We start from the raw sequence: 19,863 nt of genomic DNA, 5'->3' as shown, positions 1-19,863 counted from the left end.
TGCGCGGCAGGATGGTCGGATGCACCGCACCCCCTCCGTCCTCGCCTCCTCCGCGATGACCCTGGTCCTGGCGGTCCTCGGCGGCGCACTGACGGCCTGCGACGCCTCGAGCCAGCCGACCGGGCTGCCCGCACCCGTCGCGCCCAGCGCGAGCGACTCCACCGCCGGCCCCGACGCGAGCCCCGGAACGACGCCGGGATCGACCCGGTCCCCGGATCGGTCCGCCTCCGCCTCGACGACCGACCGCACCGACGCCCCCGAGGAGACCGCGACGGACGACGCTCCCGCCTCGCCGTCCGAGCCCACCTCGGTCCCCACCTTCGGCGGCACCGCCTCGGACGCGCCCGCCGCGTCGGGTGCCCCGACGAACTATCCCGAGGCGCAGGCCCGGGTGAGCGCGCTGCGGGGCGGCAACGCGCGTGATCTGCGGCGCTTCTCGACCCCGGGCGACCGGATCTACTGCGTCCTCGCCGACCCGGTGCTCGGCACCGCCTGCGAGCTGCGCAGCGGTGCCATCACGGACCCCGAGGTGTGCGGCGGTGGGGTCGCCGATGCGGTCGGCCGGATCGAGCTGATCGGCGCCGGCGCCGTGCCGCAGTGCAACACCGACACCATCCGGGAGCCGGGCGCACCCACCGTGCGGCCCGCCGCCCTCGTCGGTCGTGGCGGCGTGCTCTGCGCCGTGGAGGAGATCGGCGTCACCTGCGTGCGCGAGGCCCGCGGGACGGGTTCTTCCTCGCGCCGGGCCGCTACGCCACCTTCGGCTGAGCGCGTCCCGGCCGCCGCGTAGGGTCGCGCCATGATCGTCGCCTTCTCCGTCGCGCCCAGCGGCACCGGCCGGGCCGACGGCTCGGTCGCCGACGCCGTCGCCGCCGCCGTCCGGGTGGTCCGGGACTCCGGCCTGCCGCACCGCACCAGCTCGATGTTCACCGAGCTGGAGGGGGAGTGGGACGAGGTGATGGAAGTGGTGAAGCGGGCCACCGCCGCGGTCGAACCGTTCGGCACGCGGGTGTCGCTGGTGCTGAAGGCCGACATCCGGCCGGGCTACCAGGGTGAGCTGGACGCGAAGGTGGACCGGCTCGAGCGAGCCCTGGGCGCCGGCGACGCGGCGGACGCGCGCCGATGAGCGACGACAACTCACCGACTCCGCCACCACCACCACCCTTCGACCGGTCCAGGCCGCCGGCCGGTCCGCCTCCACCGTCGGGTCCGCCGTCCCTCCCCGCCGCGCCGCCCGCGCCGTACGGCCCGCCGCACTACGGTCCGCCCGCCTTCCCGCCGCCTCGCCGCAACCGCACGCTGCCGGTGGTGCTCGGCGTGGTCGCCGCCGTGGTCGTGCTCGCCGTCGCGCTGATCGTGCCGGTGCTGATGCTCGGCGACGACGACGGGGACGAGGGGGCCCGCGGTGGTGAGGACGCCGGTCGCGCGATCCCCGAGGACCTCGACGACGTGCAGGTCTACGACGACCTCGACCCCACGCACCGGACCGGGGAGATCGACTACCCGACCTCCCCGCCGGTCGGTGGCCCGCACAACCCCGCCTGGCTGGAGTGCGGCGTCTACGACCGCCAGGTGAACGCGGAGAACCTGGTGCACGACCTGGAGCACGGCACCGTGGTGATCACCTACCGCGACGACCTCGTCGACGACGACGCCGTCGACCTGCTGGCCGCGGCGCTGCCCGACAACGGCATCCTCACGCCCTGGGCCGAGCAGCAGGCCCCGGTGGTGATCACCGTCTGGGGACGGCAGCTCGAGCTGGTCGGAGCCGAGGATCCACGGATCGAGCTGTTCATCGACGCCTTCGGGGCCGGAGAGACGGCACCCGAGCCGTTCGCGTCCTGCGCCGGTGGACTCGCCGATGCCGGCGGGACCCTGGCCTGAGGGTCGCGGCGCGGCGGCTCGCTACGGTAGCCCGGTGATCCGGTTCGCCTGCGTCGTGCTCGTCGACCCCCGCGGCTGGATCCTGCTGCAGGAGCGCGACGAGCACGCCGTGATCGCCCCGGAGCGCTGGGGCTACAGCGGCGGACACGTCGAGCCGGGTGAGACCGACCTCGAGGCGGCGGTGCGCGAGCTCGCCGAGGAGACCGGGTTGGCGCTCTCGCCCGCCGACCTGCGCCTGCACGGCTGCTTCGAGGTGCACCACCCCGAGACCGGCAGCGATGATGTGATGGCCTTCTACGCCGCGGCGACGACGGCGGGCGACGCCGACATCGTGCTCGGTGAGGGTCGCCGGATCGTCTTCGTCGACCCGGCCGACGCCCGTCGGCTGCCACTGACCGGGTCGGCTGCGCTCACCCTGCCCGACTTCCTCGCATCCGACCTCTACGCCGAACTGACCAGGAGCCTTGCATGACCTTCACCGTGATCCCCGTCCCCGGCGACGGCGCCGAGGACGTCCTGGTCGCCCGGAGCGGCCCGTACGCCGGCAGCGTCTACACCGGCACCGCGGACGGCTCGGTCTACCGGGTCGCGCCGGACGGCTCCCGGATCGACCGGGTCGGCCACACCGGGGGGAGGCCGCTCGGCATCGAGGAGGGGCCGGACGGTCGGCTGCTGGTCTGCGACGCGCACCGCGGACTGCTCCGCCTCGATCCGGCCGACGGGTCCGTGGAGGAGGTCGTCGCGAGCAGCGGCGCCGCCGGCACCGAGCTGACCTTCTGCAACAACGCCGCGATCGCCGCGGACGGCACCATCTTCTTCAGCGACTCCTCCACCCGCTACGGCATCGAGCGGTGGAAGGACGACTTCCTCCAGGTGACCCGCACCGGGCGGCTGATCCGGGTCGACCCCGACGGCTCGCGTCGTACCGTGCTGGACGGACTCGCCTTCGCCAACGGTGTGGCGCTGGCGGCGGACGACTCCTACGTCTGCGTGGCCGAGACCAGCACCCGGACCGTGGTGCGGCTGTGGCTGACCGGGCCCAGCGCCGGGATGCGCGACCGCCTCTGCTCCGGGCTGCCCGGCTATCCCGACAACATCTCCCGGGGCAGCGACGGGTTGATCTGGGTGACCATCGCCAGCCCGCTCGACCCCGTGGTGGAGCGCCTGCAGCGCGGTCCGATGCTGCTGCGGAAGGCCGCCACCAGGCTGCCCGAGGCGCTGCAGCCGAAGCCGCAGCGCACGGTGCGGGCGCAGGCCTTCGACGACAAGGGACGACTGGTGCACGACGTCGACATCACCCCGGACGCCCACGGTGCCAGCTATCACATGGCCACCGGCGTCCGTGAGCACGACGGAGTGGTGTGGTTCGGGAGCCTCCATGAGCCCGCCGTCGCCCGCTACGACCTCTGATCCGGATCGGGTCGCGGGCCGACCCGACCCGACCGACCACCACCCGTGACCACCTAGACTCGGACCCATGGCACTGCTCGACACGATCAACGGACCGCGTGACCTGCGTGGACTGACCGAGGACGAGTTGGCCACCCTGGCCGCGGAGATCCGGGACCTGCTGATCCGCACCGTCGCGACCAACACCGGTCACCTCGGCCCGAACCTCGGCGTCGTCGAGCTCACGCTGGCCATCCACCGCGTCTTCGACTCACCCCGCGACCGGGTGGTCTTCGACACCGGCCACCAGGCCTACGTGCACAAGCTGGTCACCGGACGGCACACCACCTTCGACACGCTGCGCCGCGAGGGCGGGCTGAGCGGCTACCCGAGCCGGGCGGAGTCCGACCACGACATCGTGGAGAACTCCCACGCCTCCACCGCGCTGAGCTACGCCGACGGGATCGCCAAGGCGTTCGCGATCCGCGGCGAGGACCGGCACACGGTGGCGGTGATCGGTGACGGCGCGCTGACCGGCGGGATGGCCTGGGAGGCGCTGAACAACATCGCGATCGCCGAGGACTCCCGGCTGGTCATCGTGGTCAACGACAACGGTCGTTCCTACACGCCGACGATCGGGGGTCTGGCGCAGGCGCTGGCCGGGCTGCGCACCAACCCGCGCTACGAGCAGGTGCTCGACCTGGTGAAGAAGCGGCTCAACGCCGTGCCCGGGGTGGGTCCCGCCGCCTACGACGCGCTGCACGCGGTCAAGCGCGGTCTCAAGGACGCCCTGGCCCCGCAGGGCCTGTTCGAGGACCTCGGCCTGAAGTACGTCGGCCCCATCGACGGCCACGACGAGACCGCCATGGAGAACGCGCTCACCCAGGCGAAGCGCTTCGGCGGGCCGGTGATCGTGCACGCGATCACCCGCAAGGGCTACGGCTACGACCCGGCCGAGCGGCACGAGGCGGACCAGTTCCACGCGCCCGGCCCGTTCGACGTCCAGACCGGAGCGGAGAAGCCCAAGGGGCCGATCTGGACCGACTACTTCGCCGACCACGTCGTCGAGATCGGTGAGCGGCGCGAGGACGTGGTGGCGATCACCGCGGCGATGATGCACCCGGTCGGCCTCGACAAGTTCCAGGCCAGGTTCCCCTCCCGCACCTTCGACGTCGGCATCGCCGAGCAGCACGCCACGACGTCGGCGGCCGGCCTCGCCATCGGTGGCCTGCACCCGATCGTGGCCGTCTACGCGACGTTCCTCAACCGTGCGTTCGACCAGGTCCTGATGGACGTCGCACTGCACCGGTGCGGGGTCACCTTCGTGCTCGACCGCTCCGGGGTCACCGGTGACGACGGCGCCTCGCACAACGGGATGTGGGACATGTCGATCCTGCAGGTGGTGCCCGGCCTGCGGCTGGCCGCCCCCCGGGACGTACGCCGGATGACCCAGCTCCTGGACGAGGCGATCGAGGTCTCCGACGCCCCGACCGTGGTGCGGTTCCCCAAGGGCGCCCCGCCCGAGGACGTCGAGGCCGTCGACACCATCGCCGGCGAGCACGGCCCGATCGACGTGCTGGCCCGCGCCGGCGACCAGGACGTGCTGGTGGTCTCGGTCGGCGCCATGGCCCCGATCGCGCTGGACGTCGCCGACCGGCTCCAGGCCCAGGGGATCGGGGTCACCGTGGTGGACCCGCGCTGGGTGAAGCCGGTCGACCCGGCCCTGGTCGAGCTGGCCCGCGGGCACCGCCGGGTGGTCACCATCGAGGACAACGGGCGTGTCGGCGGCGTGGGCTCGGTGCTGCTGCAGACCCTGAACGACGCCGGCGTGCACCGACCGGTCCACCTGCACGGCATCCCGCAGGAGTTCCTCGACCACGCCAAGCGAGCGGTGATCCTGGAACGCGTCGGGCTGTCCGCCCAGAGCATCGCGCTCGAGGTGGTGCACGCGATCACCGCGGACGGCGACGGCGCGGACCCCGCGCCGACGGCCTCGGACCACGCCCGGCGAGCCCTGCTCGATGTGGACGGGACGCACTGACCTCCGGCGGGTCCTGGCTCCGACGCTGGCGCTCGCACTGCCCGGCCTGGTCGGGCTGAGCGCCTGCTCGGGTGACGACTCGGACGACGCGCCGACCGCCGTCTCGCTCACCGACGCCGCCGAGGAGATCGGTGGGCTGCTGCGCAAGCGCACCCGGGCCGTGCGCGACGACGACCTGGACCTCTACCTGCGGACCGTCGGGCGCGGCCGGATCCGGGCCGAGCAGCGGATGGTCTTCGCCAACCTCGACCAGCTGCCGGTCCAGACCGTCGGCTACCGGCTGGTCGAGGACTCCGTCGCCGCCGACGGCGACCGCAGCTACTGGGTCACGGTCGAGACCACCCTGCGCCTCGACGGGTACGACGTCGCGCCGGTGCGCACCCGGGACCGATGGCGCTTCACCCTCGGTGAGCACGGCCGTCGTCTCGCGCTCTCCTCCACCACCGACGTGGCGTGGGAGTCCGAGCACGGTGTAGGGCAGCAGCCCTGGGACGTCGAGCCGATCCGGGTGGAGGAGGGCTTCGACGTGCTCGGCATCTTCGACGCGAGCACCGTCGGCGGCGCCGACGACCTGCTGGCCGCGGTCGGTGACGGTCGTTTCGACGTGGCCGCCGAGCTGGACGACGGCGAGAGCGTGGCGGACCGGCCCGGCACCGTGGTCTACGTGCTCCGGGACCGGTCGGCCACCGACGGCCTGACCGGGCAGCCGGTGGGTGCTCCCCAGCGCGCCGACGGGCTCACCATCGCGATCCCCGCGGACAGCACGGACCCCGGGGCGGGGATCGCCGGCTACCGGATGTCGCTGGACCCGCAGGTGCTCGACGAGGACGACGTGGTGCTGGACCGGCTGATCCGGCACGAGCTGACTCATGCGATACTCGGCGACCGTGGCCGCGGCGGCCCGCTCTGGATCACCGAGGGCGTGGCCGAGTGGGTCTCGGTGCAACGCCTCGCGCCGGCGGAGCGCCGACTGCCCGCCGACGCGCTGAGCGTGGGCGCGAGCGCCTCCGCGCTGCCCACCGCGGAGGACTTCGCCGGCCCCGACGCCGCGGCCTGGTACGCCGTCTCCTGGTGGGTGTGTGAATACATCGCCACCACCTACGGGGAGGCGGCGCTGTGGGCGCTGCTGGACCGCCTGGTCGCCGGCGAGGAGACCGGGACGGTGCTCGGCGAGGTGCTGGGCCTCACCGAGGAGCAGCTGGTCCAGCGGGGTGTGGCCGTGATGACCAGCACCTACGGCTGAGCCGCGGCCCGGTCCGCGCGGCGCGGGCAATAGGCTGGCCCGGTGACTTCCGTGCCGAACCGACTCGTCCACATCGTCGACGACGTCCCCGAGCTCGAGGGCGTCGAGGACCTACGGATGGTGGTGGCGCTCGACGGCTTCCTCGACGCCGGCAACGCCGGCGCCCTGGCGTGCCGGCACCTGGTCGAGGTCGGCGCCACCGGCGGGGGCCTGGTGGTGGCCACCTTCGACGTCGACCAGCTCCACGACTACCGCGCGCGGCGACCCCCGATGACCTTCGCCCGCGACCACTACACCGACTACGAGGCCCCGCGCCTGGTGGTCCGGCTGCTGCACGACGCCGGCGACACGCCGTACCTGCTGCTGCACGGGCCGGAGCCGGACACCCGGTGGGAGGCGTTCTGCCGGGCGGTGCACGAGGTCGTCGAGCGCTTCTCGGTCGCGCTGGTGGTGGGGATCGGCGCGGTGCCGATGGCGGTGCCGCACACCCGGCCGATCGCGATCACCCACCACGCCAACAACCCCGAGCTGCTCACCGGCACCAGCCCGTGGCGCGGGGAGCTGCGGGTGCCCAGCAGCGCCCAGTCGCTGCTGGAGGTGCGTCTGGGGGAGTGGGGACAGGACGCCCAGGGCTTCGTGGCCCACGTGCCGCACTACCTGGCGCAGCTCGACTTCCCGCGCGCCTCGCAGTCCGTGCTGGAGCAGGTGGAGCTCGCTGCCCGCCTGACCATCGACCTCACCGCGCTGGGCGAGGCCGCCGACGAGCGGGAGCAGGAGATCGCCCGCTACCTGGCCTCCAACGAGGAGGTGGCCGGCGTGGTCGCCGCGCTGGAGCAGCAGTACGACACCTTCGCGCGCGCCGAGGCGGAGGGCTCCAGCCTGCTCGCCGAGGACGAGCCGCTGCCGACCGGCGAGGATCTGGGCCGGCAGTTCGAGCAGTTCCTGGCCGGGCTCGAGGGCCCGGACGAGCAGCAGGGTGGAGGACTCGGATGAGCGACCCCACGGCGATCCCGACCGGGACCCCGGAGGAGGAGACCCGCAAGCTCGTCGAGCTGCTCGACCTGGAGCGGCTCGACGTCAACCTCTACCGGGGACGGCAGCCCGCGACCACGCGACAACGGGTCTACGGCGGACAGGTCGCGGCACAGGCGCTGATCGCGGCCAACCACACCGTCGACCCCGACTACCACGTGCACTCGCTGCACTCCTACTTCCTGCTGCCCGGCGACTACCAGGTGCCGATCATCTACGACGTGGAGCGGATCCGGGACGGACGGTCGTTCCTGACCCGCCGGGTGGTCGCGCGTCAGCACGGACGGGCGATCTACTACCAGACGCTCAACTACCAGCGGGCCGAGGACGGCTTCGACCACCAGGACGCGATGCCGGAGGTGAAGCCGCCGACCGACGGGGTGGACCTGCTGGAGCTGATGCGCTCGCGGGGCACCGACGACGGGTTGGCCCAGGAGTGGGCGGCCCTCGACGTGCGGTGGATCGGCAACTCCCGCCACGGGGGCCTCGCCGACGACCCGGTCCGGCCGTCCCGGGCCGGGGTGTGGCTGCGGATCGCCGGGGAGCTCTCCGACGACCCCAACGAGCACCTCGCGATGTTCACCTACGCCAGCGACGTCACGCTGCTCGGGGTCTCGCTGGCCGCGCACGACACCGATCCGTCGAAGGTGCAGATGGCGTCGTTGGACCACACCATCTGGTTCCACCGCCCGTTCCGGGCCGACGAGTGGTGGCTCTACGACCAGTGGTCGCCGTCGGCCAGCGGTGCGCGCGGGCTCTCCCTGGGGCGGGTCTTCACCCAGGACGGCAGCCTGGTCGCCACGGTCGCGCAGGAGGGCCTGATCCGACCGCACACGGGACACGCCCGCCCCACGGCTGAGCCCACGACCGAGCCCCACTCCGAGCCCCACTCCGAGCCCACGTCCGACCACCGGTCCGCCGAGCCGGCCCGGTGGTCGGGGCTGGTGATCACAGCGCGGTGGTACGACCCATCAGGTGCGGCGCTCCGCTCTTCGGGTCCACCAGGGTGAAGTCCCAGCCGGAGCCGGCGCGGCGTGCCCCGAACCGCACCGTGCCGGGGAGGAAGATCGGCTTCTTGAACCCGACCTCGACGCGCACCGCATCGGGCAGGCGGGTCTCCAGCGCGGCGACGCAGCGGGCCATGCTCCACATCCCGTGCGCGATGTGGCGCGGGAACCCGAAGGCCTTGGCGGTCAGCGGGTGCAGGTGGATCGGGTTGCGGTCGCCGGAGACGGCGCCGTACCGGCGTCCGAGGTCCTCGGGCAGCCGCCACACCGGCGCCTGCGGCTCGACCGCGGCGAACGCGGTGCCGGGGTCGCCGCCGTCCTTGTCGCCCTTGCCGACCCGCAGGTACGTCGACGTGGACTCCCAGACCACCTCGCCCTCGACCGTCGCGACGACCACCATGTCGAACGCGCGCCCCTTGGTGCTGGTGCGCAGGTCCTGCGACACCAGGGAGAGGTCGATCCGCTCGCCGACCGAGACCGGCCGGTGCTGGGTGATCGCGTTCTCCAGGTGGACCGTCCCGATCGCGGGGTAGGGGAAGCCCGGGTCGGTCATCAGCGCCATGTGCAGCGGGAACGCCAGCATGTGCAGGTAGGGCAGTGGGGCGGTGTCGCGCCGGGGGAACCCGCAGACCGCGGCGTAGCGCTCCACGTCCGCGCGCTCCACCGGCACACCGGTGCGCTGCAGCGTCAGGTCGGGCAGGCCACCGCCGGTCTTGCGGATGCCGGGCAGCCGGTTCAGTCCCGGGACGACCGGCAGCGCGGCTTTCAGCATGGTCGTGGCGCCGCCGCTGCCGGCCACCTCGCGGGTGGTGGGGTCCGAGGCCATCTCAGGCCCCCAGCATCATCTGGCCGCAGACCCGGACCACGTTGCCGTTGACGGCCGAGGAGGCGGGGTTGGCGTACCAGGCGATGGTCTCGGCGACGTCGACCGGCAGGCCGCCCTGGGCCATCGCGTTGAGCCGCTGACCGACCTCGCGGGTCGCGAACGGCACGGCGGCGGTCATCTGGGTGATGATGAAGCCCGGCGCCACCGCGTTGATGGTGATCCCGTCCTTCAGCTCGTCGGCGAAGGCGTCCACCAGGCCGATCACGCCCGCCTTCGAGGCGGCGTAGTTGGTCTGGCCGACGTTGCCGGCGATCCCGGCGATCGAGGCCACCCCGACGATCGAGCCGCCGTCGTTGACCACGCCGCCGTCGAGGAGCTCGCGGGTGATCAGCTCGGGGGCGGTCAGGTTGACCGCGAGGACCGAGGTCCACCGGTCGCCCTTGTCGTTGGCGGCCATGTTGGCGAGCTTGCGGTCGCGGGTGATCCCGGCGTTGTGCACGACGACGTCGACCCCGCCGTGCTTCTCCTTCAGGTGGTGGGCGATCCGCTGCGGAGCGTCCTTCCCGGTGATGTCCAGGGTGAGCCAGTCGCCGTCGAGCTCCTTCATCAGCGACTGCAGCTCGTTCGCGGCCTGCGGTACGTCGACCCCGACCACCGTCGCGCCGTCGCGGTGCAGCACCCGGGCGATCGCCTCGCCGATGCCACGGCTGGCGCCGGTGACCAGCGCGACCTTGCCGGCCAGGGGCGCGGTCCAGTCCTCGACGGTCGTGGTGGTGGCCTTGCCGTGGGCGCCGATCCGGACCACCTGGCCGGAGACGTAGGCGGACTTGGGGGAGAGCAGGAAGGCCAGCGTGCTCGTCGCCGCGGCCTCCTGGCCCTCGGCGACGTAGACCAGCTGCACGGTCCCGCCGCGACCGATCTCCTTGCCGAGGCTCCGGCTGAAGCCCTCCAGCGCGCGCTGGGCCACCCGCTCCCGGCCCTTCGCCTGCTCCGGCGGAGTGCCCAGCACGACCACGCGGCCGCAGCGACCGAGGCTGCGCAGCACCGGGGTGAAGAAGTCGCGCAGCGCGACCAGCTGGGTGGAGTCGGTGAGCCCGGTGGCGTCGAAGACGATGCCCTTGAGGCCCTCGGCGTCGCCGAGCTCGGGGGCGTCCGCCACGGTGGTCGGGTGCGCGGTGGTCGAGGGCGCGCCGAGGATGTCGAGGATGCCCGGCAAGGACTCCACGAACCGGCCGGTGCCACCGACCAGCACGGTGCCCTGCACGAGCGGGTCACCGGCGGAGTAGCGCTCGAGCGGGGTGGGGGCCGGCAGCCCGAGGTTCTTGACGAGGATCTTGCCGAGGGGGGAGCTGGCGAAGCCCTGGTACTTGTCGCTCATGGTGCTGGCGCCTTTCGCTGATGGCGAGGGGAGTGCGTGAGGTGCGGGTGGCCCGCTGGCCTCCATGTAACTAGATGTGTAACTCTGAGTCCACATTTCGTGATCTGCCCCTCGAACGCTTCCCGTCCGGGGCGTTGGACCTGAGGATAGGAAACATGGCCAACACTGTCCGTCGTGCCGCCGTCATCGGTGGCAACCGCATCCCGTTCGCCCGTTCCAACGGCGCCTACGCCACCGCCTCCAACCAGGAGATGCTGACCGCAGCCCTGGACGGGCTGATCGCCCGCTTCGGGCTGGAGGGTGAGCGCATCGGCGAGGTCGCCGGTGGCGCGGTGCTCAAGCACAGCCGCGACTTCAACCTGGTCCGGGAGTCCGTGCTGGACACCCGGCTCGCCCCGGAGACGGCCGCCGTCGACCTGCAGCAGGCCTGCGGGACCGGCCTCCAGGCGATCAACTACATCGCCAACAAGATCAAGCTCGGCCAGCTCGAGTCCGGCATCGGTGGGGGCGTCGACACCACCTCCGACGCGCCGATCGCGGTCGGCGAGAGGCTCCGCAAGAAGCTGCTCCAGCTCAACAACGCACGCAGCAACAAGGAGCGTCTCGGCGTGCTCGCCTCGCTGCGCCCCGGCGACGTCGGCCTGGCCATCCCCTCCAACGGTGAGCCGCGCACCCGGCTCTCGATGGGGGAGCACCAGGCGCTCACCGCGCTGGAGTGGCAGATCGCTCGCGAGGCCCAGGACCAGCTCGCGGTCACCTCCCACCACAACCTGGCCGCCTCCTACGACGATGGGTGGCAGGACGACCTGGTCAGCCCGTTCCGCGGGCTGGAGCGGGACAACAACCTGCGCCCCGACTCCTCGCTGGAGAAACTGGCCAAGCTGCGGCCGGTCTTCGGCAAGGGCGAGGCCGGGACGATGACGGCGGCGAACTCCACCCCGCTCACCGACGGCGCCTCCACCGTGCTGCTCGCCTCGGAGGAGTGGGCGGCCGCGCACGACCTCGAGCCGCTCGCCTACTTCGTCGACTCCGAGGTCGCCGCGGTCGACTTCGTCAACGGCGCGGAGGGGCTGCTGATGGCCCCGGCCTACGCCGTGCCGCGGATGCTCGAGCGCAACGGGCTCACGCTGCAGGACTTCGACTTCTACGAGATCCACGAGGCGTTCGCCTCGCAGGTGCTCTCCACGCTGGCCGCCTGGGAGAGCCCGGTCTTCTGCAAGGAGCGGCTCGGTCTCGACGCCCCGCTGGGGACGATCGACCGCGCCAAGCTGAACGTGAAGGGCTCCTCGCTGGCCGCCGGGCACCCGTTCGCCGCCACCGGCGGACGCATCGTGGCCAACGCCGCCAAGCTGTTGAAGGCCAACGGCGGCGGTCGCGCGCTGATCTCGGTCTGCGCGGCCGGCGGCCAGGGCGTCGTCGCCATCCTGGAGGCCTGACCAGGTCGGACCAGGTCGGACCAGGTCGGACCAGGTCGGACCCGGCACCGCGGATCAGCCCGCGACTCGCGTCAGGTGTGCGTGGGTCGCGGGCTGACCAGTGCGAGGGCCGAGCTGACCAGGTAGCGACGTACCTGCTCGCGGGAGACCTGGCCGACGGTCGGGACGCCCGGCGCGGCCTCGCTGACCAGGATGCCCAGGCGCGCGAGCTGGAGGGCGCCCAGGCCGCTGGAGTAGAGCATGTTGGCGAGCAGGGCCGGGTCCTCGGGGTTGCGGAAGTCGCCGGTCTCGCTGCCCTTCGCCAGGGCGTCGGAGAGGATCCCCAGGCAGGACGTGATGCCGCGGCCCAGCCGGAAGAGGGCGCTCTCCGAGAGCTCGTCGAGCAGCTCCGAGCCCGGCCGGTTCATCAGTGCCTGCGCACAGTCCACGAAGGCCGGGTGGGCGACGCCGTAGTCGACGAACGCGCCGACGATGGCGGCCAGCTGCGCCCGGGGTCCGTCGGCGGCGTCCGCGGCGGTGCTCATCGCGGCGGCGAGCTCGTCGAGGTAGCCGACCAGGGTCAGCGCGACGATCTCCTCCTTGCCGGTGAAGTGCCGGTAGACGATCGCGCGGTTGATGCCGACCGCGGTGGCGATCTCCTCGATCTGGACCTCACGGACGCCCTTGGCGTCGAAGATCTGGCGGGTGGCGGCGATGATCTGCGCCTGACGGGCCTTGCGGCGTGCGGCCGCCGCCCTGCGCCGGCCGTCGTTGGCGGGTGCCGGAGTCACCATGCGGGCAGTGTACGACGTGTGCAACTCAGAGTTGCAGGAGCGCCTGGACGGTCTGCACGGTGTCCGCCTCGGCCGCGGTCTTGTCGTCGCGGTAGCGCACCACCCGGGCGAACCGCAGGGCGACGCCGCCCGGATACCGCGTCGAGCGCTGCACACCGTCGAAGGCGATCTCGACCACCTGCTCCGGACGCACCGTGACCACCCATCCGTCGTCGGACACCTCCAGCTCGCGGAACCGCTCGGTCTGCCAGGCCAGCAGGGCGTCGGTCATCCCCTTGAAGGTCTTGCCGAGCATCACGAAGCCGTCACCGTCGCGGGCGCCGAGGTGGATGTTGGAGAGCCACCCGCGCCGGCGCCCGGAGCCGCGCTCCACGGCCAGCACCACCAGGTCCAGCGTGTGCACCGGCTTCACCTTGATCCAGGCCGACCCCCGCCGTCCGGCGGCGTAGGGAGCCTCCGGGTCCTTGACCACCACGCCCTCGTGGCCCGAGGCGAGCGCGGCGTCGGCGAAGGCGGCGGCCGTGGCCGGGTCCCCGCCCTGCCAGCGCGGCACCACCAGCTCCTCGGGCACCAGCCCGGCGAGCCGGCGCCACCGCTCGTGGGCGGGCCGGTCGAGGAGGTCGACGCCGTCGACGTGCAGCAGGTCGAAGAAGTACGGCGCCACCCGTACCCCGTCGTCGGTCCGGTGCTGGGCGGTGCGGGCAGCGGTCTCCTGGAACGGTCGCGGGCGCCGGTCCGGTCCCAGCAGCAGCGCCTCGCCGTCCAGCACCAGGCGCTCGGAGGGCAGGGCTCGGACCGCCGCGACCACCTCGGGTAGCCGGTCGGTGATGTCGTCCAGGCTGCGGGTGGCGACGGTGACCGTGTCCCCGTCGCGGTGGACCTGGATCCGGATGCCGTCGAGCTTGGTGTCCACGGCGAGCACCGGGCGGTCCAGCTTGGCCCAGGCCGACGCCAGGTCGGTGGCCGACGAGGCGAGCATCGGGAGCACCGGGCGGCCCACCTCGAGCCCGATCCCGCCCAGCTCGCCGGCGAAGGCCGCGTCGACCACGGGCGGCACGCCTCCGGCCAGCATCGCCGCCCGCCGCACCTGGGTCAGCGGCTGCCCGCTGGCCGCGGCGAGGGCCTCGGCCAGGATCGCGTCCGAGGCGCCCTGGCGGACCTCGCCGAGCACGACCGCCCGCAGCCAGCGTTGCTCGCTCTCGGTCGCCGCGCCGAAGAGGTCGGACGCGCTCCGGGCCCGGGCGCCAGTGGAGCCCGCTCCGGTCAGCCGCGACATCGCCGCGAAGGCGGCGTCGACGTCGGCGACCGCCAGGCTCGCAGCCTCGTCGGGCGCCGGCGCCGGCAGCTCGCGCAGGCTCCGCCACCCGAGCCCGGTACGACGCTGGGCCAGTCGTCCCGCCAGGTAGGACGCGACCAGCGGGCGCTCGTCGGGCGCGGCGCGGCCGAGGGCCTCCGCGACCAGCCGGGTCTTCTCCCGGCGCGAGCGGGTCGCGGCGACGGCCGCGGAGGTGGCGACCAGGTCCTGCAGCAGCATCAGCCCTCCTGGGTGCCGGGAGACCCGGAGCGACGTTCGGGGCGCCTCAGCGGGCGGTGGCCTCGAGGACGGTGGCGGTCACCGCGCCGCGGATGACCAGCTCGAAGACCTCGTCGAGGTCGACCGCCTCGTCCACACCCTGCAGGTCGCCGAAGTAGCCGGCGACCTCGAGGGAGACGAACCCGTGCAGCGCGGAGAAGATCGCCAGAGCGGTCGGGATCAGCCGGTCCTCGGGCAGCCCGGCGGAGCGGACCATCACCGAGAGCGCCTCGATCGCGTCGAGCGCAGCGGTGTAGAAGCCCTCCCGGTCCAGCGGGGGACGGGTCAGCGCCGCGTAGCGCTGTGGGTGCTGCTGGGCGAAGGCACGCAGCTGGTGGCTCAGCGCCCGGAGGCCGTCCGCCCCGGCGTGTCCCATCGCCGCGGTGCGCACGTGCCCGCCGAGCATCTTCATCGCCCGGATCTGGATCAGCGATCGCAGGTCCTCGAGGCTGGCGACGTGGTTGTAGAGCGAGGAGACGCGGGCGTCCAGCTCGGCGGCGAGCGAGGTCATCGTCAGGGCGTCGTAGCCGTCCCGGTCGATGAGCGTCTCGGCCGCGACCAGCACGACCTCCTGGTCCAAGCGTCCGCGACGAGGTCGCGCGCTGTCGATGGTCACGGTTACTCCTGGAGCGAAGGTGTTTCGTCGGTTCGTGACACAGCCTAGTCTCTCGCCCGGGTGTGGTCGTTGCCGCAGCGCCGTGGGTGGCCTCTAGCCTGGCGCCATGGCTGGCCCGCGCACCCGAGTCTGGCGTCCCGGACGGCCGGTGCCCGTGCGGCGCATCGTCGGCCAGCAGCGCCGGGGCGGCGGTGACCCCACCCAGCGGGTGATCGGCGAGACCGTCTGGCGCGGGAGCCGCACCCCCGACGGCCCGGCCACGCTCGCGCTGAGCCCCGGGCCCGACCGGGTGGAGGCGCGGGCCTGGGGGAGCGGTGCCGACTGGGTGCTGGACCGGCTGCCCGCGCTGCTCGGCGATGCCGACGACTGGACCGGGTTCGAGCCGCGCCATCCGGTGCTGGTCGAGGCGCAGCGGCGGCACCCGCACCTGCGCCTGGGGCGCACCGGACTGGTCTTCGAGGCGCTGATGCCGTCGATCATCGAGCAGAAGGTCACCGGGCAGGAGGCGTTCGCCGGCTACGGCGCGCTGGTCCGCCGGTACGGCGAGCCGGCACCCGGGCCGGGGGCCGATCGGCGGCTCTGGGTGGCACCGGCGCCGGCCACGGTGGTCGGCGTACCGTCCTGGGCCTGGCTGGAGCTGCACGTCGATCCGGCGCGCTCGGCGGCGTTGGTGCGGGCCGCCGAGCGGGGCGCGGCCTGGGAGCGCTTCGCCGACCGCCCGGCCGGCGAGCTCGACCGGGCGCTGCGCAGCATCCGCGGCATCGGGGTCTGGACCAGTGCCGAGGTCCGGGCACGGGCGCTCGGCGACCCGGACGCGGTCTCCTTCGGCGACTACCACGTCGCCCGCGACGTCGGCTGGGCGTTGACCGGCGAGGAGTTCGACGACCGGCGGCTGGCCGAGTTCCTCGAGCCCTGGCGCCCGCAGCGCGGCCGGGTGCCGTTCCTGGTCGGGGCCGCGGGGCTGCACCGACCGCGTCGCGGCCCCCGGATGGCTCCGCGCAACCACCTGCCGCGGCGGGCGCCGGGCGGGTGAGCGCGCGGGGCGATGCTCTAGATTGGCCGCGTGGTGGCTGAGCGTGGGACGGGGGCGGGACTGCGCACCTGGCTCCGCCGTCTGCTGCTGACCTTCGTCGGGGTGCCGTTCCTGGTCGCGATCGGGATGTCGGTCGTCGACTCCTACCGACGGCGCGGCAAGAAGCCGAAGCCCTTCCCCACCCACGCGCCCGTTCCGGTCCCGGTCGGTGACGGAGAGGTCACCACCTACACCTACGGCAAGGACCTCTACGACGACATGCTCGCCGCCATCGAGGGGGCGCAGCGCCAGATCCTCTTCGAGACCTACATCTGGAAGGGCGACGCGACCGGCGAGCGCTTCAAGGCGGCGCTGCACGCCGCGGCCGAGCGTGGCGTCGAGGTCTACTGCATCTACGACGCGTTCGCGAACCTGGTCGTCTCCCCGCGGTTCCTGCACTTCCCGGACTCGATGAAGGTGCTGCGCTATCCGGTCTACGCCGCCGGATGGCGCTTCTTCGACCTGCGGCGCTACGGACGCGACCACCGCAAGATCCTGGTGGTCGACGACGCGGTCGGGTTCATCGGCGGCTACAACATCGGGTCGCCGTACGAGACCGAGTGGCGGGACACGCACGTGCGGGTGACCGGACCGGCGGTCTGGGACCTCAAGCGTGCCTTCGCCGACTTCTGGAACCTCAACCGGCGGCGCCGGCTGCGGAGCTCGGAGCGCCCGCTGCTGCTGGAGACCGCCTCCACCTGGGAGTCGCGGATCCGGTTCCAGCGCAACGTGCCGCGCCTGTGGATGTTCCCGATCCGGTCGATGTACCTCGAGGCGATCAACCGGGCCAGCCACAACGTCTGGATGACCCAGGCCTACTTCATGCCCGACCAGGACTTCGTGGACGCGCTGAAGGCGGCGGCCCGGCGCGGGGTGGACGTGCGGCTGCTGCTCCCGCTGAAGTCGAACCACATCGTCGCGGACTGGATCTCCCGGGGCTACTTCAGCCAGCTCCTGGACGCCGGGGTGCGGATCTTCCGCTACCGCGACGCCATGGTGCACGCGAAGACCGCCACCGTCGACGGCACCTGGTGCACCGTCGGCACCGCGAACATCGACCGGCTCAGCCTCCAGGGCAACTTCGAGATCAACATCGAGGTGATCGACGCCGGGCTGGCGCGGCACCTGGAGGAGATCTTCCTGGTCGACCAGTCGAACACGCTGGAGCTCACCCGGGCGAGTGGTCCGCCCGCGACCTGCACCGCAAGTTCACCGAGCTGGTGCTGACCCCGCTGCGCCCGCTGCTCTGAGAGGTCCGGTCGCCCCGGTCGCTGTCGGCGGCGGGTCGTAGGCTCGCAGCATGCGTCCGGTCACCGATCTCGAACGTCGTGTCGCGCCCCTCCGTGTCGAGTCGGAGTTCCAGCCCTCGGGGACCAGCCGGCCGCCATCACGGAGATCGCCAAGCGCCTCGACGGGGGCGTCGACGACGTGGTGCTCCTCGGTGCCACCGGCACCGGCAAGACCGCGACGATCGCCTGGGTCGCCGAGCAGGTGCAGCGCCCGCTGCTGGTGCTGCAGCCGAACAAGACGCTGGCCGCCCAGTTCGCCAACGAGCTGCGTCAGCTCTTCCCCAAGAACGCGATCGAGTACTTCGTCTCCTACTACGACTACTACCAGCCCGAGGCCTACGTCCCGCAGACCGACACCTACATCGAGAAGGACTCCTCGATCAACGAGGAGGTCGAGCGGCTGCGGCACTCGGCGACCAACTCGCTGCTCACCCGGCGCGACGTGATCGTGGTCAGCACCGTCTCCTGCATCTACGGCCTGGGCACGCCGCAGGAGTACGTCGACCGCATGGTGCGGCTGCGGGTCGGGGAGGAGCACGACCGCGACTCCGTGCTGCGCCGCCTCGTCGAGATCCAGTACACCCGCAACGACCTCTCCTTCACCCGTGGCACGTTCCGGGTGCGCGGCGACACGCTGGAGATCTTCCCGGTCTACGAGGAGCTCGCGGTGCGCATCGAGTTCTTCGGGGACGAGGTGGAGCGGCTGATGACGCTGCACCCGGTGACCGGCGAGGTGGTCACCGAGGACACCGAGCTCTACATCTTCCCCGCCAGCCACTACGTCGCCGGGCCGGAGCGGATGGAGCGCGCGATCACCGGCATCGAGGCCGAGCTGGCCGACCAGCTGGCCACCTTCGAGCGCCAGGGCAAGATGCTGGAGGCGCAGCGGCTGCGGATGCGGACGACGTACGACATCGAGATGATGCGGCAGGTCGGCTCCTGCTCGGGCATCGAGAACTACTCGATGCACATCGACGGGCGGCCGCGGGGGAGCGCGCCGAACTGCCTGCTCGACTACTTCCCCGAGGACTACGTGCTGGTCGTCGACGAGTCCCACGTCACCGTGCCGCAGATCGGCGGCATGTACGAGGGCGACATGTCCCGCAAGCGCAACCTGGTCGACCACGGCTTCCGGCTGCCGAGCGCGATGGACAACCGCCCGCTGCGCTGGGAGGAGTTCCTGGACCGGATCGGGCAGACCGTCTACCTCTCCGCGACCCCGGGCGACTACGAGCTGGACAAGGTGCAGGGCGATGTCGTCGAGCAGATCATCCGGCCCACCGGCCTGGTCGACCCCGAGGTCGTGGTCAAGCCGACCAAGGGGCAGATCGACGACCTGATCGGCGAGATCCGCACGCGCACCGAGCGCGAGGAGCGGGTGCTGGTCACCACGCTGACCAAGAAGATGTCGGAGGACCTCACCGACTACCTGCTCGACGCCGGGGTGCGGACCCGCTACCTGCACTCCGAGGTGGACACCCTCAAGCGGGTGGAGCTGCTGCGCGACCTGCGCCTGGGCGCCTACGACGTACTCGTCGGCATCAACCTGCTCCGGGAGGGTCTCGACCTCCCCGAGGTGTCCCTGGTCTCGATCCTGGACGCGGACAAGGAAGGGTTCCTCCGCTCGGACAAGTCGCTGATCCAGACCATCGGCCGCGCCGCGCGCAACGTCTCCGGCCAGGTCCACATGTACGCCGACAAGATCACCCCCTCGATGGAGTCGGCGATCGAGGAGACCAACCGGCGCCGCGAGAAGCAGATCGCCTACAACACCGAGCGCGGCATCGACCCGCAGCCGCTGCGCAAGAAGATCGCCGACATCACCGAGATGCTGGCCCGTGAGGACGAGACCACCCAGGAGCTGCTGCAGACCTGGGCGGACGTGGGTCAGAAGGGTCGCGCCGGCGGGGTGAAGCCCAGCAAGGGCGCGCCCACACCGGCGCTGCGCTCCACCGACGTGGGCGCGCACAGCAAGGAGCTAGCGGGGATGCCCAGCGCGGACCTCGCCGCACTGATCCAGGACCTCACCGACCAGATGAAGGCGGCCGCCGGCGAGCTCCAGTTCGAGCTCGCGGCCCGGCTCCGCGACGAGATCGGCGAGCTCAAGAAGGAGCTCCGCCAGATGATGGCCGCCACCCAGTAGCACCCGGAAGCACCCCGCGGGGCCCTCGATCGCGCCCGCCGGGTGAATCCTGCCGTCGATCTCACGAATAGTTTTCGTTCTTCCGCGTGTGCCTGTCGAGGACGCATCGTCGCAGGTCAGCCACTGCCTTCGGGGGTCCGGTGCGCTGCTGCGCCATCCCA

Annotated in this window: 17 protein-coding genes and 1 pseudogene; 13 read left to right on the top strand and 5 right to left on the bottom strand. The window is 72.4% G+C overall.

Annotation, left to right across the window (positions count from 1 at the left end; genetic code table 11):
* Window positions 1-19: 19 nt before the first annotated feature.
* From FIV43_RS06705 to FIV43_RS06665, 9 genes are all read left to right on the top strand, one after another.
* Entirely contained in the window at window positions 20-790 is a 771-nt protein-coding gene (locus FIV43_RS06705) for a hypothetical protein (RefSeq protein WP_141013506.1), read from the top strand.
* A 9-nt stretch (window positions 791-799) separates the two neighbouring features.
* A complete protein-coding gene (locus tag FIV43_RS06700; RefSeq protein ID WP_141013505.1) occupies window positions 800-1,126 on the top strand; it encodes a thiamine-binding protein in 327 nt (108 codons plus the stop codon).
* Entirely contained in the window at window positions 1,123-1,884 is a 762-nt protein-coding gene (locus FIV43_RS06695; RefSeq protein WP_141013504.1) for a DUF3105 domain-containing protein, read from the top strand. The genes FIV43_RS06700 and FIV43_RS06695 overlap by 4 nt, the downstream gene beginning before the upstream one ends.
* A gap of 34 nt (window positions 1,885-1,918) precedes the next feature.
* On the top strand, window positions 1,919-2,356 hold the full coding sequence (locus tag FIV43_RS06690) for an NUDIX domain-containing protein (RefSeq protein ID WP_269204066.1): 438 nt from the start codon (window positions 1,919-1,921) through the stop codon (window positions 2,354-2,356).
* Window positions 2,353-3,294: an SMP-30/gluconolactonase/LRE family protein gene (locus FIV43_RS06685; RefSeq protein WP_141013502.1), complete on the top strand. Its 942-nt coding sequence runs from the start codon at window positions 2,353-2,355 to the stop codon at window positions 3,292-3,294. The genes FIV43_RS06690 and FIV43_RS06685 overlap by 4 nt, the downstream gene beginning before the upstream one ends.
* A 67-nt stretch (window positions 3,295-3,361) precedes the next feature.
* The gene (gene dxs / locus FIV43_RS06680) at window positions 3,362-5,314 is read left to right on the top strand and encodes a 1-deoxy-D-xylulose-5-phosphate synthase (RefSeq protein WP_141013501.1); all 1,953 of its coding nucleotides are present in this window, start codon (window positions 3,362-3,364) and stop codon (window positions 5,312-5,314) included.
* Window positions 5,295-6,557 carry a hypothetical protein gene (locus tag FIV43_RS06675; protein WP_141013500.1) on the top strand — a complete coding sequence of 421 codons (1,263 nt, stop codon included), beginning with the start codon at window positions 5,295-5,297 and terminating at the stop codon, window positions 6,555-6,557. The genes dxs and FIV43_RS06675 overlap by 20 nt, the downstream gene beginning before the upstream one ends.
* 42 nt (window positions 6,558-6,599) lie before the next feature.
* Entirely contained in the window at window positions 6,600-7,550 is a 951-nt protein-coding gene (locus FIV43_RS06670; protein WP_231123782.1) for a proteasome assembly chaperone family protein, read from the top strand.
* The gene (locus FIV43_RS06665) at window positions 7,547-8,599 is read left to right on the top strand and encodes an acyl-CoA thioesterase (RefSeq protein WP_196780994.1); all 1,053 of its coding nucleotides are present in this window, start codon (window positions 7,547-7,549) and stop codon (window positions 8,597-8,599) included. Before FIV43_RS06670 ends, FIV43_RS06665 begins: the two co-directional genes overlap by 4 nt.
* Here FIV43_RS06665 and FIV43_RS06660 read toward each other — a convergent pair.
* Both FIV43_RS06660 and FIV43_RS06655 read right to left on the bottom strand, forming a co-directional pair.
* On the bottom strand, window positions 8,538-9,422 hold the full coding sequence (locus FIV43_RS06660; RefSeq protein WP_141013499.1) for a MaoC/PaaZ C-terminal domain-containing protein: 885 nt from the start codon (window positions 9,420-9,422) through the stop codon (window positions 8,538-8,540). The two genes, FIV43_RS06665 and FIV43_RS06660, sit on opposite strands and share 62 nt — an antisense overlap.
* 1 nt (window position 9,423) lies before the next feature.
* Window positions 9,424-10,800 (bottom strand): 3-oxoacyl-ACP reductase, encoded by a 1,377-nt coding sequence (locus FIV43_RS06655; RefSeq protein WP_141013498.1) that lies wholly within the window; start codon window positions 10,798-10,800, stop codon window positions 9,424-9,426.
* A 155-nt stretch (window positions 10,801-10,955) separates the two neighbouring features.
* Here FIV43_RS06655 and FIV43_RS06650 point away from each other — a divergent pair, with 155 nt between their 5' ends.
* Entirely contained in the window at window positions 10,956-12,236 is a 1,281-nt protein-coding gene (locus FIV43_RS06650; protein ID WP_141013497.1) for an acetyl-CoA C-acetyltransferase, read from the top strand.
* 71 nt (window positions 12,237-12,307) lie between these two features.
* Here FIV43_RS06650 and FIV43_RS06645 read toward each other — a convergent pair whose 3' ends face one another.
* From FIV43_RS06645 to FIV43_RS06635, 3 genes are read right to left on the bottom strand one after another with little or no spacing between them, the layout of a single operon-like run.
* Window positions 12,308-13,009: a TetR/AcrR family transcriptional regulator gene (locus FIV43_RS06645; RefSeq protein ID WP_141013496.1), complete on the bottom strand. Its 702-nt coding sequence runs from the start codon at window positions 13,007-13,009 to the stop codon at window positions 12,308-12,310.
* 25 nt (window positions 13,010-13,034) lie between these two features.
* On the bottom strand, window positions 13,035-14,543 hold the full coding sequence (locus FIV43_RS06640) for an ATP-dependent DNA ligase (protein WP_141013495.1): 1,509 nt from the start codon (window positions 14,541-14,543) through the stop codon (window positions 13,035-13,037).
* Between the two features lie 46 nt (window positions 14,544-14,589).
* The gene (locus FIV43_RS06635) at window positions 14,590-15,198 is read right to left on the bottom strand and encodes a TetR/AcrR family transcriptional regulator (protein WP_141013494.1); all 609 of its coding nucleotides are present in this window, start codon (window positions 15,196-15,198) and stop codon (window positions 14,590-14,592) included.
* Window positions 15,199-15,304: 106 nt separating this feature from the next.
* Here FIV43_RS06635 and FIV43_RS06630 point away from each other — a divergent pair, with 106 nt between their 5' ends.
* The 3 genes and pseudogenes from FIV43_RS06630 to uvrB all read left to right on the top strand — a co-directional run bounded on the left by FIV43_RS06630 (window position 15,305) and on the right by uvrB (window position 19,702).
* Window positions 15,305-16,231 carry a DNA-3-methyladenine glycosylase family protein gene (locus tag FIV43_RS06630; RefSeq protein WP_141013493.1) on the top strand — a complete coding sequence of 309 codons (927 nt, stop codon included), beginning with the start codon at window positions 15,305-15,307 and terminating at the stop codon, window positions 16,229-16,231.
* Between the two features lie 30 nt (window positions 16,232-16,261).
* Window positions 16,262-17,497: a phospholipase D-like domain-containing protein gene (locus FIV43_RS06625; protein ID WP_231123781.1), complete on the top strand. Its 1,236-nt coding sequence runs from the start codon at window positions 16,262-16,264 to the stop codon at window positions 17,495-17,497.
* Window positions 17,498-17,570: 73 nt separating this feature from the next.
* Window positions 17,571-19,702, top strand: a pseudogene (gene uvrB, locus FIV43_RS06620) (excinuclease ABC subunit UvrB).
* Window positions 19,703-19,863: the final 161 nt, after the last annotated feature.

The organism is Nocardioides sambongensis (assembly GCF_006494815.1).
Lineage (GTDB): Bacteria > Actinomycetota > Actinomycetes > Propionibacteriales > Nocardioidaceae > Nocardioides > Nocardioides sambongensis.
This window is presented reverse-complemented; position numbering and strand designations above follow the sequence as displayed.

Bases quoted from the DNA above. Each gene is read 5' to 3' on its own strand.
- FIV43_RS06655 (WP_141013498.1), bottom strand. From the start codon at position 10,800: ATGAGCGACAAGTACCAGGGCTTCGCCAGCTCCCCCCTCGGCAAGATC.
- dxs (WP_141013501.1), top strand. From the start codon at position 3,362: ATGGCACTGCTCGACACGATCAACGGACCGCGTGACCTGCGTGGACTG.
- FIV43_RS06650 (WP_141013497.1), top strand. From the start codon at position 10,956: ATGGCCAACACTGTCCGTCGTGCCGCCGTCATCGGTGGCAACCGCATC.
- FIV43_RS06660 (WP_141013499.1), bottom strand. From the start codon at position 9,422: ATGGCCTCGGACCCCACCACCCGCGAGGTGGCCGGCAGCGGCGGCGCC.
- FIV43_RS06705 (WP_141013506.1), top strand. From the start codon at position 20: ATGCACCGCACCCCCTCCGTCCTCGCCTCCTCCGCGATGACCCTGGTC.
- FIV43_RS06675 (WP_141013500.1), top strand. From the start codon at position 5,295: ATGTGGACGGGACGCACTGACCTCCGGCGGGTCCTGGCTCCGACGCTG.
- FIV43_RS06630 (WP_141013493.1), top strand. From the start codon at position 15,305: ATGGCTGGCCCGCGCACCCGAGTCTGGCGTCCCGGACGGCCGGTGCCC.
- FIV43_RS06645 (WP_141013496.1), bottom strand. From the start codon at position 13,009: ATGGTGACTCCGGCACCCGCCAACGACGGCCGGCGCAGGGCGGCGGCC.
- FIV43_RS06685 (WP_141013502.1), top strand. From the start codon at position 2,353: ATGACCTTCACCGTGATCCCCGTCCCCGGCGACGGCGCCGAGGACGTC.
- FIV43_RS06700 (WP_141013505.1), top strand. From the start codon at position 800: ATGATCGTCGCCTTCTCCGTCGCGCCCAGCGGCACCGGCCGGGCCGAC.
- FIV43_RS06640 (WP_141013495.1), bottom strand. From the start codon at position 14,543: ATGCTGCTGCAGGACCTGGTCGCCACCTCCGCGGCCGTCGCCGCGACC.
- FIV43_RS06665 (WP_196780994.1), top strand. From the start codon at position 7,547: ATGAGCGACCCCACGGCGATCCCGACCGGGACCCCGGAGGAGGAGACC.
- FIV43_RS06695 (WP_141013504.1), top strand. From the start codon at position 1,123: ATGAGCGACGACAACTCACCGACTCCGCCACCACCACCACCCTTCGAC.